We start from the raw sequence: 15,113 nt of genomic DNA, 5'->3' as shown, positions 1-15,113 counted from the left end.
TGCTGGACCCGGCATTCGACGCTAGACCTTTGTACTGAGCGCGCGACCGATGATGTGGTTCAGCGCCGATACGACGGAATCGCCGGTAACCACGGTGTAGAGGATGGCGCCGAAAGCGGCCGCGGCAATCGTGCCGATCGCGTATTCGACGGTGGACATTCCCGACTCGTCGACCGCCAACACCATCATGCGCACGGTGATTCTTCGAAACGTATTGCGCATCAGCAATTCCCCTTCTCACAACAAACCCGACTCGAACACTCGGCCGGCCAAACCCGCCACCACGGGCACAATGCCGAGGCAGACGAAAGCCGGCAGAAAGCACAACCCCAACGGACCCGCAATCAGCACCCCCGCCCGCTCGGCGGCGGCTGCCGCCGCATGGGCCGCGTCGTGGCGCGACTGCACCGCCAGCTCTACGACCCCTTCGGCCAAAGCTGCTCCCGAGGACGCTGACCGCCGCGCCAACCGCAGCAGCGCGTCGGTTTGTGCGTCCAACTCACGCATGGCGGACACCGGCGACCAGGCGACCGATGGGTCGGCGCCGAGCGACAACAGATCGGCGGCCCGTGACAACTGCGTGGCCAGCGCAGACGGGGCGGAAACCGCCGTCGCGGCCGCGGCCGCCGACACCGCCATGCCCGCCTGTAGGCACACCGCGAACACGTCGAGGCTGGACGCGACTCCCAGTGGATCCACACCGCGTGGCGTCCGTGGCCGCTGGCCCCGAGTGCGAGGCGGCCGACCCGCACGTGTGCGAACCACCGTGGGGCCGGCGTCGGCCAGCAATGCTGCGGCCAGCAGTACCGCCGCGGCGCTCACGACATCACGCGATCGGTAATGCGGTCGCACCACAGCAGTCCCGCGCACGCCAGCGTCACGCCGACAACCAACAACCATCCGCCGGCATGTCCACCCAACAGGAGGCTCAACGGTTCAGCGCCGATCAACTGGCCAAGCAACACGCCCAGCACCGGCAGACCCGCCAAGATGGCGGCAGTAGCGCGAGCACCAGCCAGGCCCGACGCGACCTTGGACGAAAACCGTTGCCGCGCGGCTATATCGCGTTGCGCTGTGCGCATCAAAGCCGATATCGCCAGACCATGGTCACTGGCCAGCTGCCAACACACCGCGAGCCGCTCCCAATGGGAGGTGAGCTTCGACGACCCGGCGGCGGCACGCAGGCCACCGGTGACATCAGCGCCTAATCGGGCCCGCGCGGCGACCCCCCGAAGCGCCGCACCTACACGTCCGCCGGTTTCGTCGGCCGCGATCGAGAAAGCCTGTACCGGGTGTGCACCCACCCGCAGCTCCCCGACCAAGACGTCGAGGGCCGCCTCCAACACCTGGCCCTCGGCCGCGCTCTGCCTCATGTTGCGACGGCGACGGTAACGCAGGTTCACCGCGCCGGTGACGATTGCGGCAGCCGCGATGGTGGTCAGCGGCAACAGCATCAATCCCGTAACCGTGCCGACGCACCCGAATACCCAGCCCACCGACCGGGCACCGGCCAGCGGCAGCGACTGACGCAACGGTGCACCCAGGCGGCGCCGTGGCGACGGCGGCATCACCACCAATGCCGCGGCCAACATCAGGGCAGCAGGTGCAACGCCGTTCATTCCGACATCCGCATGTTCAACAAGTCGTGTAGCAAGGCAACGTCATCGGTCACCCCGCGCTGGGCCTGCCACACCGTGACCGCATGAACACGGCCGGTTTCGGTCTGGCGCAGCGCGGCGATCTCGTCGAGTCGCCGCCGCCCCGCCCGATCTCGCGCCACGTGCAACAGCACTTGCACGGCCGCGCCAAGCTGGCTGTGCAGTGCGGACCGGCCCAGACCGCCGAGTGCCCCCAACGCTTCTAGGCGAGCGGGAACCTCACTCGGACGATTGGCATGCACAGTGCCCGCGCCACCTTCGTGCCCGGTGTTCAAGGCCGCCAGCAGGTCGACGACTTCCGCACCGCGGACTTCGCCGACGACGATGCGGTCGGGTCGCATCCGCAACGCCTGGCGGACCAACTGACGCACGGTCACCTCGCCAACACCTTCGACATTGGCGCAGCGGGCGACCAGCTTGACCAGATGCGGATGTCGCGGTGATAACTCCGCGGCATCCTCGACGCACACGATCCGCTCGGCCGGGGAAACCGAACCGAGCATCGCCGCCAGCAGCGTCGTCTTTCCGGCTCCTGTCCCGCCCGACACCAGAAACGCCAGCCGTGCAGCGACCACCCGGTCGACTAGCTCGGCGGCTTGCGGGGTGATTGCACCCGCAGCCCGCAAACCGGCCAGATCTTGAGTCGCCGGACGCAGAACCCGCAACGAAATGCAGGTGCCCTCGGCGGCCACCGGCGGCAGCACTGCGTGCAGCCGCACCGCGAAACCACCAGCGTCGAGCCCAGTCAGTTGCCCGTCAACCCACGGTTGGGCGTCGTCGAGCCGGCGCCCGGCCGCCAACGCCAACCGTTGCGCCAGCCGGCGCACCGCCGCCTCGTCGGCAAATCGAATGTCGCTGCGCCGCAAACCGTTTCCGTCGTCCACCCAGACCGAGTCCGGCGCGGTCACCAGTACGTCGGTGGTGCCGGGCGCGCACAGCAGCGGCTCGAGCGGGCCGGCGCCGGTCAGCTCGGTCTGCAGTATCCGCAGATTGGCCAACACCTCGGTGTCACCCAGAATGCCGCCGGACTCCGCGCGAATGGCGGCGGCGACCAAGTGCGGACGCAATGGCGTTGATTCCGCCGCCAACCGTTCACGAACCCGTTCGACTATCGAGCCGGTCACGCTGCTCTACCCGAGTAGTGCGGACGCTGCTGGGCGGGCAGTACGCCAAGTACGCGGCGCGCGGCGGTCGTCAGCACGGACCGTCGTCCCAGCCGCAACCCGCCACGTTCGAGTTGTTCGGCAAGACGCGGGTGGGCTCGCATCGACGCCAGCAGCGGCACGCCGGCGAGGTCGGCGATTTCCGCCGCGCGCAACCCGCCGGGCGAGGGCCCACGCACCACCAACCCGACGTTGGGATTGATCGCCGCCAGCACCGGTGCCAGCGCCGCGGTCGACGCGCAGGCCCGCACATCACATGGGGTGATGAGAACGACGAGATCCGCAGTGTCAGTGGCGGTTACGACCGCTTCGGTCAGGCGACGGGGCAGATCGCATACCACGGTGACTCCCCCGCGGCGGCCCGCATCGATGACCGCGTCGACCGCGCCGGCATCAAGCTCATAGCTGCACCGTGTTCCGGACAGCACGCTGATTCCCCGATGTCGCGGCAACGCCTCCCGTACGGCCGAGAAGTTGAGTCGGCCGCCCTGCACGGCCAGGTCAGGCCAGCGCAGCCCGGGAAGCCCTTCCACACCTAGCAGGAGATCGATGCCACCGCCCCACGGGTCGAGATCCATCAGCAGGGCGTCGGTGGCCGCCCGCGCCAAGGCGACCGAAAACCAGGACGTCCCGGCGCCGCCGCAGCCGCCGATCACCGCGACTACCGCACCGCGCCGGGTGTCATCGCGCACCGTCTCAGCGCCTTCAGCCAGCGCGCGAACCAGGTCGTGTTCCTGGGCAGGCAGCTTCAGCACCTGCTGCGCGCCGACCCTGACGGCGGCCGCCCACGTCACCGATGTGGGGTCCACGGCACTGAGCACACTGACGTGGTTTCGTCGCGGCAGCCCCAGTTGCCCGCACCGGTCGGCCGACGCTTCGTCGAGCACCACGGCAGCCGCTGCCGACCATGTCTTTCTACTGACCGGGTTGCGACCGCTCGCATAGACCACTCGCACGCCGACAGCCGCGGCGACCCGGTCCAACTCTTCGCGCATGGTCGAGTCGGAGAGCATTGCTAGAACCCCGGAGCTCACCGGAGCACTGCGAGTTGGCCGAGGACTAGCGGTCATGTCTTCAGCCTGCGGCGCTCCGGTGGTGGGCAAAAGGGGCCCGGGATCGATCTGTGGATAAGAACGCCACTGTGCACAATCGGTTTCGATCGTGCTCGGGACCGCCGCCGCGGTCACGGACGGCCGGCAACGCCGCCACCGTCCGGCTAACCGAAAACGCAAAAGAATTTACTGCAGAAAAGGGACGACCCCCGCCAGGGGGGGAGGAGGCGAGGGTCGTCGTGTATCAGCCCCGGGGGGTCGGGCTGATGCACCCTCGGCTCAAGGCCGAGTAATGCTTACTATACACATGACAGACGGCATTCACGCAAGTACTGGTTTGAAACGAAATCGGGGCTTGAACCGGGTAAATGCCGATACCAACGGGACAACGCCGCCGTTGGAGCGGTTGTTTCGGGCGGGAGTTACCGGCCACACCGAACCACCCGACCTATGCTGAATGGGTGACCGTCCCCGATTCGGCCGCGCGGCAGCAAACCTCACCGCAAACACCCGAACCATCCGCTCCACAACCGCGCACCGCAGCCTTCTTCGACCTGGACAAGACCATCATCGCCAAGTCCAGCACTTTGGCGTTCAGCAAACCTTTCTTCGCGCAGGGACTGCTCAATCGGCGGGCCGTGCTGAAGTCGAGCTACGCGCAATTCATCTTTCTGCTTTCCGGCGCCGACCATGACCAGATGGACCGGATGCGTACCCACCTGGCCAACATGTGCACCGGGTGGGATGTCGAACAGGTGAAGTCGATCGTCAACGAAACGCTGCACGACATCGTGACGCCGCTGGTGTTCGCTGAAGCGGCCGATCTCATCGCCGGCCACAAACTCTGCGGACGCGACGTCGTGGTCGTCTCCGCTTCCGGCGAAGAGATCGTCGGTCCCATCGCCCGTGCGTTGGGTGCCACCCACGCGATGGCGACGCGGATGGTGGTCGAGGACGGCAAGTACACCGGCGAGGTCGGGTTCTACTGCTACGGCGAAGGCAAGGTGCAAGCCATCCGGGAACTGGCGGCCCGGGAGGGTTATCCGCTCGAGCACTGCTACGCCTACTCCGATTCGATCACCGACCTGCCGATGCTCGAGGCCGTCGGCCACCCGTCTGTGGTCAACCCGGACCGCGGATTGCGCAGGGAAGCGCTCGAGCGCGGTTGGCCGGTGTTGTCGTTCTCGCGCCCGGTGTCGTTGCGCGACCGGATCCCCGCACCGTCGGGTGCCGCGATCGCCACGACGGCCGCGGTGGGCGTCACCGCATTGGCCGCCGGTGCGGTCACCTATGCGCTGCTGCGCCGGTTCGCGTTCTAGCACTGCTGTCCCAGCCTTCTCATTCGCCACGACAGCAAACGCTTAGGGCAAGCATTCCCAACGTGTTTCGCAATTCGGACCGATTAGCCCTTGCTGCGCCTGGGGTCTAGTAGTACAAAGGAAACCACGGAAGCCCGGCAAGGCCAAGGCCGATCCGGAAGAGAAGGATCGTTCTCCCGACCCGGGCACCCAGCACGGTTCCTCGGCACCCACGCGGAGTCATAGCCGCGAAGATGGCAGAAGTGTTGCGGGCCTGCGTAATTGCGAAAAACGGAAGATGTCGACGGCCCTTTGGGTGGGGTTGCAGTCGGAAGTTTCGCAAACGCGCCGAGGCCACCCACGCAACCCAGAAGTGCACGCTTGGTAACCGAGGGCTGTGCTGCCGGGGCGGCGATTCGAACCTCGTTCGGGTCGCCGCCCTTTTACACTGCGCCGAGCCCAGCGGCGTCTCTCCCCAGCTACTTGCCCGGCATCGCGTCGGCGATCGCCACCGCCTCCTGCGCACCAGCGCGCAACGCCCGGCAACACAGCACCAGCCAGCGGGCCAGCCCGGCCGGAGTGCCCTCCGCGAAACCTCGAGCGGCATCCCGGTACTCGACCGGCTTGCGCATCCAACTGACCTCCGGGACACCCAATCCGTGCGGATCGAGTCCGGTCGCGATCGTCACCAACCGCGACACCGCGCGGGCCACCACCCCGTCGGCGCTGCCAAATGGCCTGAGCGTCAATAACTCTCCGTGTGCGACCGCGGCAATTACCGGTGCCGCGGCCTGCGTCGGGCTGGTCACCAGGTCGGTGAGTAGGGCTAACCGCGGCCCGACCTCGGGATCTGTGCGCGGCCGGCCGAGCTGACCCTCGTCGACCTGGTCAGCTGCCGCCAACATGTGTAGCCGAGCCAACGCCTGCAACGGCGCATGCTGCCACACCCTTACCAACGTGCCCGTGCCGCCTTCGAGCTCTTGGGCCACCCGCAACGCGCCACCGAATACCGGATCGCTGACTTCTCCCGCGTCGGCCAGGTCCTCCATCCGCACCGGCCCGCCGTCGAGCACCGACGAGGCACGCGCCGCCCGCAACGAAGCCTCCGCGGCCGTTACCGGCCACCCGCGCAGGTTCGCCCGGTGCCGATGAGCCCGGCTCAACGCCTCGCGGGCCCGGTCGCTGGCTTCGGCGACGCCGGGAAGCTCCATCAACGGCGCTAACGGATCTCGTTTCACAGCTTGCCAACCTATCGGGATCCCGCGGGCGCACCCGGAATGGCCTCCAGCAACTGTCGGGTGTACTCGTGGCGGGGCCGATCGAACACCTCCTCGGTCGGGGCGTGCTCCACCACGCGTCCGGCCCGCATCACCAGCACCTCGTCAGCGATCTGCCGGATCACGGCGAGGTCGTGGCTGATGAACAGATAAGTCAACCCGAGATCGGCCTGCAGTTCGCCCAACAGCTGAAGGATCTGGGCCTGCACCACCACGTCGAGCGCCGATACCGCCTCGTCACACACCAGCACGTCCGGGCGCAGCGCCAACGCGCGCGCGATGGCGACCCGTTGCCGCTGTCCCCCCGACAGCTCCCGAGGCAGCCGACCCAGTACCGACGACGGCAACGCCACCTGATCGATCAGCTCGCGCACCGCTCGCTGACGCTGGGCGCGGTCGCCTACCTTATGGATGCGCAGCGGTTCCTCGATGGCGCGGTCCACCGAGTACATGGGATCCAGACTGCTGTAGGGGTTTTGGAACACCGGTTGTATCCGGCGGCGAAAGGCCAGGGCCTGGCCGCGATTCATGGTGTCGCTGATCTGTTCACCGTCGAAGACCACCGTCCCCGACGACGGTCGCAGCAGACCCAACACCATGCGCGCCACTGTCGACTTGCCCGACCCTGACTCCCCGACGATGGCCAGGGTGCTGGCCCGACGCAGCCGAAACGACACCGCGTCCACCGCGCGGAACTCCGCTCGCCGCCACGGCGCACCGCGCGATTCCCGGTAGGTCTTGGTCAGCTCGGTGGCGACCAGAATGTCGCCGCGTTCACCGGCGTGTTCGGCGGCCGCGCTGGCCACCCGAGCCCGCAGCTGCGCCGACCGAGTGTCACGTGCGGCCACCGACGGGGCCGCAGCCACCAGACGTCGCGTGTACTCGTGTTGCGGATCGGACAGAATGCGCTGCGCCGCACCGGATTCTACGACCACCCCCCGGTGCATGACTGCCACGGATTCGGCTCGCTCGGCGGCCAGCGCCAAGTCGTGGGTGATCAGCAGCAGCGCGGTGCCCAGTTCGTCGGTCAGGTGTTGCAGATGGTCGAGGACTTGCCGCTGCACGGTCACGTCCAGCGCGGACGTCGGCTCGTCGGCGATGAGCAGCCGCGGTCGGCCGGCCAGCCCGATGGCGATCAGTGCCCGCTGGCACATGCCGCCCGACAGTTGGTGCGGGTACCGGCCGGCCTGAATGGCCGGGTTCGGCATACCCGCTTCGGCCAGCAACTCAACCGCCCGTAGTCGCGCCTCCCGACCGCTGGCGTTGACACGCAACGATTCTCGGACTTGGAAACCGACCTTCCAGACCGGGTTGAGGTTGGTCATCGGATCCTGCGGCACATAGCCGATCTCCCGGCCGCGGATCGAGCGCAGCACCCGCCGGTCAGCCGAGGTGATATCGCGACCGTCGAACAGGATGCGTCCGGCGGTGATTCGTCCGCCGGGTGACAGCAAACCCAGGACAGCAGCGGCGGTGGTGGATTTCCCCGACCCTGACTCCCCTACCACCGCAACGGTACTGCCGTGGCCCACCGTCAGATCCACGCCGCAGACCGCCGGTGCGTCGGCGCCGAACCGAACTTCCAGTCCCTGTACCGACAACAGCGGCGACGATGCGTGACTCATGCTCGCCATGCCCGTGACGCCGGGTCCAGCGCATCGCGCAGGGCGTCACCCATCATCATGAACGCCAGCACGGTGATCGCCAGGGCGCCCGCCGGGTAGAACAGGATCGGCGAACCCGCCCGCAACCGGGTCTGGGCCATGTTGATGTCACCACCCCACGACACCTCCGTCGTCGGCAACCCGACCCCCAGGTAGGACAACGTCGCCTCGGTGACGATGAAGATGCCCAACGTTATGGTGGCCACCGCGATCACCGGCCCCAGCGCGTTGGGCAATGCGTGGCGCACCAGGATCTGAAATCTGCTCAACCCGAGGGCTTTCGCCGCCAGAACGTAGTCGCTGCCCCGGACTTCGAGCACCGCGCCGCGGGCGATTCGCGCCACCTGCGGCCAACCGAACAGCGCGAGGATAGCGATGACGGTCCACACCGTGCGGTGGTGCAGGACTTGCATCAACACGATGGCGCCCAGCAGCAACGGCAGCCCGAAGAACACATCGGTCAGCCGCGATACCACCGCGTCGGCCCACCCGCCGTAGAAGCCGGCCAGCGCGCCCAGCGCCCCGCCCACGATGAACACCGCCAAAGTCGCGCCAACCCCGACGGTCACCGAAGCCCGTGCACCGTAGACGGTGCGCGCGTAGATGTCATGTCCCTGCAGGTCAGTGCCGAACCAGTGCGCTGCCGAAGGCGGAGTCAGACTCTGGCTGGGATCGGCATAGGTCGGGTCGGCTCCGGTGAACATCGCCGGGAAGACCGCGATCAGGAGGATGATCGCGATCAGGACGGCGGCCACCACAAATTTCGGACGTCGCCGCAATCCGTACCAGATGTCGAGCCACACTCCGCTGCGTTCAGCCATAGCGAATCCTCGGGTCCAGTACGGCGTAGAGCAGATCGACCACGAGGTTGGTGATCAAGTAAATGAGGACGAGCACCGTCACGATCGACACGACGGTCGGGGCCTCCTGCCGGGTGACCGCTTGGTACAGCACACCGCCGACGCCATGGATGTTGAAAATTCCCTCCGTCACGATAGCCCCGCCCATCAGGGCGCCCAGATCGGCGCCCAGGAACGTCACCACCGGAATCAGCGAATTGCGCAGAATGTGCACCGTGATCACCCGCGGCCGGGACAACCCTTTGGCCGTGGCGGTGCGGACGTAATCGGCATGGGCGTTGGCCGCCACCGCCGAGCGAGTCAATCGCACCACGTAGGCGAACGACACCGCACCCAACACGATGCCGGGCAGTAGCAGTCGCCCGAGGGTGGCCCGCTCACCGACGGTCACCGGCGCAATGCCCAGCCGCACGCCGAACACGAACTGCGCCAGGAAGCCCAGCACGAAGATAGGGATGGCGATGATGACCAGGCCGGTGATCAGCACCGTGGCGTCGAAGAAACCACCCTGGCGCAGGCCGGCGATGACGCCGAAGGCGATCCCGAACACCGCCTCCACGACCAGAGCGATGAGCGCCAATCGGATGGTGACCGGAAAGGCATGTGCCAGCACGCTTCTCACCGGTAATCCGGAATAGGCTCGGCCGAGATCGCCGTGCACCAGGCCGCCGAGATAACGGAGGTACTGCAGCAGGAACGGATCATCGAGATGATAGCGGGCCCGCAACTGGGCGGCCACTGCCGGAGTCAACGGCCGGTCACCGGCCAAGGCGGCCAAGGGGTCCCCGGGCAGCAGGAACACCATGCCGTAGATGAGCAACGTGGCGCCCAGAAAGACGGGCACCATGATCGCGATCCGGCGTGCGACATACCAACCCATGTCAGGCCTTGACGATGTGTTCGTAGTCCGGCAAGCCGTTCCATGTGACCGTGACGTTGCTGACCTCGGGTGACCAGCCCACCACGCTGATGTAGTACCACAGCGGCACACTAGGCATGTCGTGCAACAGGATTCGCTGCGCGTCGTTGGCCAGCACGCTGGCCTCGGGCAGGGTGGGCGCGGCTTCGGCTTTGGCCAAGGCCGAGTCGAACTCCCGGCTGGAATAGCCGACGTCGTTGGATCCTGCGCCGGTGGCGAACAGCGGCGCCAAGAATTCCATCTTCGACGGGTAGTCCCCTTGCCAGCCGGCGCGGAAGGCGCTGTCGATGGTGCGATTGGTGATCTGGGTACGCAACGCGGCGAAGGTGGGCTGGGGCGCACCGGCTGCGTCGATGCCCAGGACGTTCTTGATGCTGTTGGCCACCGCGTCCACCCAATCCTGATGTCCGCTGTCGGCGTTATAGGCGATCGGATAGCGGCCAGCCCACGGGGAGATGGCGTTGGCTTGTGCCCAAAGTTGGCGCGCTCGTTCGGGATTGAAGTCCAGGGCCTCGTGTCCGGGAATGTCTGGGTCGAACCCCGGCAGCGACTCGGCGGTGAAGTCGCGCGCCGGGGCACGGGTGTCGGCGAAGATCTGCTTGCAGATCTGTGGTCGGTTGATGGCGGCCGACAGCGCCAGTCGGCGCAACCTGCCCTCTTCACCGCCGAAGTGCGGCAGACGCAACGGGGTGTCCAAGAACTGGTTGACTGCGGCCGGCCCGCCGGCCGCGTTGCTCCCCAGATCGCGCCGATAGATCGTCAAGGCGCTCGACGGAATCGTGTCCAGCACATCGAGATTGCCGGACAACAAGTCGGAGTACGCGGTGTCCAGGTTGGCGTAGAACTCGAAGCGCAGCCCCTTGTTGCGTGGCATACGGTTGCCGTGATAGCCGGTGTTGGGTACCAGGTCCATCCGCACGTTGTGTTCCCACGCCGGCCCGTCGGCGCTGCTGGCCAGCTGGTAAGGGCCGTTGCCGATAGGACTGCGGCCGAACGCGGCCATGTCCCGAAACGCAACATCCGGGAGCGGGTAGAACGAGCTGTGCCCCAGTCGCAGGGTGAAGTCGATGGTGGGCGCCTTGAGCCGCACGGTGAATTCCAGGTCGTTGACCACATGCAGCCCCGACATCGTCTGCTGGGTATCACCGGTTGCCGGGCCGGCCACCTCGTCGAAGCCATCGATCGGGCTGAAGAAGCTCTGCTGCAGTTGAGCATTGGCGCTCAGGGCCCCGTAATTCCACGCGTTGACGAACGAATGGGCTGTCACGGGTGAACCGTCGGTGAATTTCCACCCCGGCTTCAGGGTGATCCGGTAGTTGACGTTGTCGGTCGTCTCGATCGATTGGGCGACCTCCGGCGATGGCCGGCCGGCGGCGTCATACGACATCAGACCCGCGAACAATCGATCGACGATGCGACCGCCGTTGCTGTCGTTGGTGCTGGTGGGGATCAACGGGTTCGGCGGCTCACCGCCGTTGACCAGCACGACATCGGGGGTCAGCGCGCCGCCGCCACAGGCGGCCACCGGCGCGACCGCCAACACAGCGGCAGCCACGGCGGCCAGCACGGCCTGCTTGCGACCCATGACTCCGACCCTAGGGGACCGCGGGCCCTTGGTCGTGACGGCCGCTTCGACACGCTTTAGGCTCACAGGGTGACTGACGCCACGTCCGAAGTCCCGTCGTCCTACCCGCCACCGGAGCGGTTCGCCGAACAGGCAAACGCCCGCGCCGAGCTGTATCAAGAAGCCGAGGAAGACCGTTTGGCGTTCTGGGCCAAGCAAGCCGACCGGCTGTCCTGGGCCAAGCCATTCGACGAGGTGCTGGACTGGTCCGATCCCCCGTTCGCCAAGTGGTTCGTGGGCGGCCAGCTCAACGTCGCCTACAACTGCGTGGATCGCCACGTCGAGGCCGGCCACGGTGATCGGGTCGCCATCTACTGGGAAGGCGAGCCCGCCGACGATCGCCGCACCCTGACCTACGCGGACCTGCTGACCGAAGTGAGCAAAGCGGCCAACGCGATCACCGACCTCGGCCTGGTCGCCGGCGACCGCGTCGCGATCTACCTGCCCTTGATCCCGGAGGCCGTCATCACGATGCTGGCCTGCGCGCGGCTGGGACTGATGCACAGCGTGGTCTTCGGCGGGTTCACCGCCAAAGCGCTCAAAGCGCGCATCTCCGATGCCCAGGCCAAACTGCTCGTCACCGCCGACGGACAATTCCGGCGCGGCAGACCGGCGTCCCTCAAAGACGCCGCCGACGAGGCCGTCGCTGACCCGGACAGTCCCATCGAACACGTTCTGGTGGTGCGCCGCACGGGGATTGACGTCTCCTGGAACGACGAGCGCGACCTGTGGTGGCATGAGGTCGTCGACTCGGCCGCGGGCGAACATACTGCCCAAGCGTTCGATTCCGAGCACCCGCTGTTCCTGCTGTACACCTCGGGCACCACCGGCAAGCCCAAAGGCATCGTGCACACCAGCGGCGGCTACCTGACTCAGACCGCTTTCACCGTGCACACCATCTTCGACGTCAAACCCGACACCGACGTGTTCTGGTGCACCGCCGACATCGGCTGGGTCACCGGACACACCTACGGGGTCTACGGTCCGCTGGCCAACGGCCTCACCGAGGTGCTCTACGAGGGCACACCCAACACCCCCGACGAACACCGCCACTTCCAGATCATCGAAAGATACGGCGTCACAATTTATTACGCCGCGCCCACGCTGATCCGCACCTTTATGAAGTGGGGCCGGGAAATCCCCGACGCCCATGACCTGTCCTCTATCCGGTTGCTGGGGTCGGTCGGGGAACCGATCAACCACGAGGCCTGGCGCTGGTACCGCGAAGTCATCGGCGCCAACCGCGTTCCGGTGGTGGACACCTGGTGGCAAACCGAAACCGGCTCGGCGATGATTTCTCCGCTGCCTGGCGTAGCGGCCGCGAAGCCCGGTGCGGCCATGAGCCCGTTGCCGGGCATATCGGCGAAAATCGTTGACGATCATGGTGATCCGCTCGATGCGGGCCCCGACGAAGGGGAGCATGTCAGCGGCTATCTCGTGCTGGACCAACCGTGGCCTTCGATGCTGCGCGGCATCTGGGGTGACCCGGACCGCTACCGGGAAACGTACTGGTCGAAATTCGCCGACAAGGGTTACTACTTTGCCGGCGACGGTGCCCGCTTCGACTCCGACGGCGCAATATGGGTGTTGGGCCGCATCGATGACGTGATGAACATTTCCGGGCATCGGATCTCGACCGCGGAGGTGGAGTCCGCGCTTGTCGGGCATTCCGGGGTGGCCGAGGCCGCGGTGGTGGGCGTCACCGACGAGACCACCGGCCAGGCGATCAGCGCCTTCGTCGTATTACGCGCCGACACCGAAGCGCATGACGGCATCGTCGACGAGTTGCGCGACCAAGTCGCCAAGGAGATTTCTCCGATCGCCCGGCCCCGGGAGATACACGTCGTGCCCGAGCTGCCCAAGACCCGCAGCGGCAAGATCATGCGCCGGCTGTTGCGCGACATCGGCGAGAACCGGGACCTGGGTGACACGTCGACGTTGTTGGACCCCAACGTTTTCGACGCAATCCGCGCCGCCAAGTAGCGACTAGCCGATAGGAACGAACGCCGAACCCGGCCGGTTCTTGGCATTGATGTCGTCCAGGTCTGCGTTGATCGACATCACCACCGCCGGAGTATGCAATGGAATGTACTTGGTGACGCAGCTGGGCAGGTTGTCACTGAACGCCCCGTGGATCATGCCGACCAACATGTTGTCGACCGTGACCGGCGCACCCGAGTCGCCGGGTCCGCCACACACCTGCATCACGATGCTGCCCGCATCCTGACCCGGGCCCCAGGTCACGCCGCACGAATTGCCCGTGGTGCGGCCTTGTTTGCACGCGACTTGGCCGACAACCGGATCCGGCCCAATCCCGTTGATGGCGAAGCCATTGAAGTTGTTGACCGGAATGACCTTGGCCGGATCGAATCTGATCACGGCGTAGTCGAGGATGTCGTTACCGGCGACCATGGTCCCCACCGGACCCCGGTTCTCCGCACCCTCGGCGGCCACCGGCGCACCCGGACCACCACAGTGCGCGGAGGTGAAGCCGATGAGATCACCGTTCTTGTCGTGCCCGATGGCAGTCAGGGTGCACAACGTGCCGGTGTTCACGACGATGCCCGCGCCCCCACCCAACGGCACGCGGTCGTCGGCACCCGCGCTATTGGCGGGCAGGAACACAAAACTCAGGAGCACCGCCCCGATCGCCGCGGCAAAGCCGCGGTGCGCCGTCTGCACAGCGATACTCCCGTCACGTTGGGGGACTCGGAAAACCAGGGGCAGTCTAGATGATCTCCACACAACCACAGCGATGCCCGAAATGACCGCCATCGTCAATTTTTGCACTGCGTTGCGGGTAACCCCCACCGCGATCGGCTGGCCTCGTACCGCGCCGAAGGCCATGGCAACATAAACCGCGACGACCGCGCACCGCGGGCAGTCACACCGAGAGGACCGTCTGTGAGCAAACCTGATCGCAAGAACGGTGTGCCCAGCACGCTGACCACCATTCCGTTGGCCGATCCGCATGCCAGGGCTGGCGAGCCGTCGATCGGTGACCTGATCAAAGACGCGACTACGCAGGTGTCGACGCTGGTCAGGGCGGAAGTGGAGCTGGCCCGCGCCGAGATCACCCGCGATGTCAAGAAGGGTCTGACCGGCAGCGTCTTCTTTATTGCCGCGCTGGTCGTGCTGTTCTACTCGACCTTCTTTTTCTTCTTCTTCCTCGCCGAACTGCTCGACAACTGGATCTGGCGGTGGGCGGCCTTCCTCATCGTCTTCGGGATCATGGTGGTGGTCACCGCCGTGCTCGCGTTGCTGGGCTTCTTGAAAGTGCGTCGTATCCGAGGCCCGCGCCAGACCATCGCCTCGGTCAAGGAGACGCGCGACGCGTTGACCCCGGGCCATGAGAAGAACGCGGCCGCCAAGGCCAAAGCGATCACGTCGGACACCACGCCGGCCGACCCCTCGGGCTGGTAGATGCCGGCACCCGATCCGTCGATCACCCGCATCGACGGGCCTTGGCGCCACCTCGACGTCCACGCCAACGGCATCCGATTCCATGTCGTGGAAGCGTTGCCGCCCACCTCGGACGCGCCCACCGAACCGGCGACAGCACGCCCTCTGGTCATCCTGCTGCATGGGTTCGGTTCGT

Annotated in this window: 14 protein-coding genes and 1 pseudogene; 4 read left to right on the top strand and 11 right to left on the bottom strand. The window is 66.5% G+C overall.

Annotated elements, in window-relative coordinates; translation table 11 throughout:
- Positions 1–21 precede the first annotated feature (21 nt).
- The 5 genes from A9W95_RS25230 to ssd are packed head-to-tail and all read right to left on the bottom strand — an operon-like array spanning position 22 to position 3,834.
- Positions 22–222, bottom strand: coding sequence for a DUF4244 domain-containing protein (locus A9W95_RS25230; RefSeq protein WP_067419000.1), 201 nt, complete (start codon positions 220–222; stop codon positions 22–24).
- Positions 223–237: 15 nt separating this feature from the next.
- The gene (locus A9W95_RS25225) at positions 238–822 is read right to left on the bottom strand and encodes a type II secretion system F family protein (protein WP_067418999.1); all 585 of its coding nucleotides are present in this window, start codon (positions 820–822) and stop codon (positions 238–240) included.
- Entirely contained in the window at positions 819–1,619 is an 801-nt protein-coding gene (locus tag A9W95_RS25220; protein WP_067418997.1) for a type II secretion system F family protein, read from the bottom strand. Before A9W95_RS25220 ends, A9W95_RS25225 begins: the two co-directional genes overlap by 4 nt.
- Complete coding sequence (locus A9W95_RS25215; RefSeq protein WP_067418995.1) at positions 1,616–2,782, bottom strand: TadA family conjugal transfer-associated ATPase; 1,167 nt, start codon at positions 2,780–2,782, stop codon at positions 1,616–1,618. Before A9W95_RS25215 ends, A9W95_RS25220 begins: the two co-directional genes overlap by 4 nt.
- Complete coding sequence (ssd, locus tag A9W95_RS25210) at positions 2,779–3,834, bottom strand: septum site-determining protein Ssd (RefSeq protein ID WP_067418994.1); 1,056 nt, start codon at positions 3,832–3,834, stop codon at positions 2,779–2,781. The genes A9W95_RS25215 and ssd overlap by 4 nt, the downstream gene beginning before the upstream one ends.
- A gap of 500 nt (positions 3,835–4,334) precedes the next feature.
- Here ssd and A9W95_RS25205 point away from each other — a divergent pair, with 500 nt between their 5' ends.
- Positions 4,335–5,192, top strand: coding sequence for an HAD-IB family hydrolase (locus A9W95_RS25205; RefSeq protein WP_067418992.1), 858 nt, complete (start codon positions 4,335–4,337; stop codon positions 5,190–5,192).
- Positions 5,193–5,650: 458 nt separating this feature from the next.
- Here the strand turns inward: A9W95_RS25205 and A9W95_RS25200 are convergent, their stop codons facing one another.
- From A9W95_RS25200 to A9W95_RS25180, 5 genes are read right to left on the bottom strand one after another with little or no spacing between them, the layout of a single operon-like run.
- The gene (locus tag A9W95_RS25200; protein ID WP_156746403.1) at positions 5,651–6,409 is read right to left on the bottom strand and encodes an oxidoreductase; all 759 of its coding nucleotides are present in this window, start codon (positions 6,407–6,409) and stop codon (positions 5,651–5,653) included.
- An 11-nt stretch (positions 6,410–6,420) separates the two neighbouring features.
- Positions 6,421–8,073: an ABC transporter ATP-binding protein gene (locus tag A9W95_RS25195; protein ID WP_067418987.1), complete on the bottom strand. Its 1,653-nt coding sequence runs from the start codon at positions 8,071–8,073 to the stop codon at positions 6,421–6,423.
- Complete coding sequence (locus A9W95_RS25190) at positions 8,070–8,933, bottom strand: ABC transporter permease (RefSeq protein WP_067418985.1); 864 nt, start codon at positions 8,931–8,933, stop codon at positions 8,070–8,072. Before A9W95_RS25190 ends, A9W95_RS25195 begins: the two co-directional genes overlap by 4 nt.
- The gene (locus A9W95_RS25185; protein ID WP_067418983.1) at positions 8,926–9,852 is read right to left on the bottom strand and encodes an ABC transporter permease; all 927 of its coding nucleotides are present in this window, start codon (positions 9,850–9,852) and stop codon (positions 8,926–8,928) included. Before A9W95_RS25185 ends, A9W95_RS25190 begins: the two co-directional genes overlap by 8 nt.
- Position 9,853: 1 nt before the next feature.
- Entirely contained in the window at positions 9,854–11,476 is a 1,623-nt protein-coding gene (locus A9W95_RS25180) for an ABC transporter substrate-binding protein (protein WP_067418981.1), read from the bottom strand.
- 69 nt (positions 11,477–11,545) lie between these two features.
- Here A9W95_RS25180 and acs point away from each other — a divergent pair, with 69 nt between their 5' ends.
- Complete coding sequence (gene acs, locus A9W95_RS25175) at positions 11,546–13,498, top strand: acetate--CoA ligase (RefSeq protein WP_067418975.1); 1,953 nt, start codon at positions 11,546–11,548, stop codon at positions 13,496–13,498.
- A 3-nt stretch (positions 13,499–13,501) separates the two neighbouring features.
- On the opposite strand, the gene A9W95_RS25170 is transcribed toward acs, so the two are convergent.
- Positions 13,502–14,197, bottom strand: a complete 696-nt coding sequence (locus A9W95_RS25170) for a S1 family peptidase (protein WP_067418973.1) — start codon at positions 14,195–14,197, stop codon at positions 13,502–13,504.
- 222 nt (positions 14,198–14,419) lie between these two features.
- Between A9W95_RS25170 and A9W95_RS25165 the strand changes: the two genes are divergently transcribed.
- Positions 14,420–14,938, top strand: a complete 519-nt coding sequence (locus tag A9W95_RS25165) for a phage holin family protein (RefSeq protein ID WP_067418972.1) — start codon at positions 14,420–14,422, stop codon at positions 14,936–14,938.
- A pseudogene (locus tag A9W95_RS25160) lies at positions 14,939–15,113 on the top strand (alpha/beta hydrolase); the annotation flags it as partial.

The sequence above is a fragment of the Mycobacterium sp. 1423905.2 genome (assembly GCF_001673155.1).
Lineage (GTDB): Bacteria > Actinomycetota > Actinomycetes > Mycobacteriales > Mycobacteriaceae > Mycobacterium.
The sequence above is the reverse complement of the archived record's forward strand: the minus strand, read 5'-3'. Positions and strand labels throughout refer to the sequence as shown.

Excerpts from the sequence above, each read along its gene's own strand:
- A9W95_RS25185 (WP_067418983.1), bottom strand. The coding sequence starts at position 9,852 with ATGGGTTGGTATGTCGCACGCCGGATCGCGATCATGGTGCCCGTCTTT.
- A9W95_RS25230 (WP_067419000.1), bottom strand. The coding sequence starts at position 222 with ATGCGCAATACGTTTCGAAGAATCACCGTGCGCATGATGGTGTTGGCG.
- ssd (WP_067418994.1), bottom strand. The coding sequence starts at position 3,834 with ATGCTCTCCGACTCGACCATGCGCGAAGAGTTGGACCGGGTCGCCGCG.
- A9W95_RS25190 (WP_067418985.1), bottom strand. The coding sequence starts at position 8,933 with ATGGCTGAACGCAGCGGAGTGTGGCTCGACATCTGGTACGGATTGCGG.
- A9W95_RS25220 (WP_067418997.1), bottom strand. The coding sequence starts at position 1,619 with ATGAACGGCGTTGCACCTGCTGCCCTGATGTTGGCCGCGGCATTGGTG.
- A9W95_RS25180 (WP_067418981.1), bottom strand. The coding sequence starts at position 11,476 with ATGGGTCGCAAGCAGGCCGTGCTGGCCGCCGTGGCTGCCGCTGTGTTG.
- A9W95_RS25195 (WP_067418987.1), bottom strand. The coding sequence starts at position 8,073 with ATGAGTCACGCATCGTCGCCGCTGTTGTCGGTACAGGGACTGGAAGTT.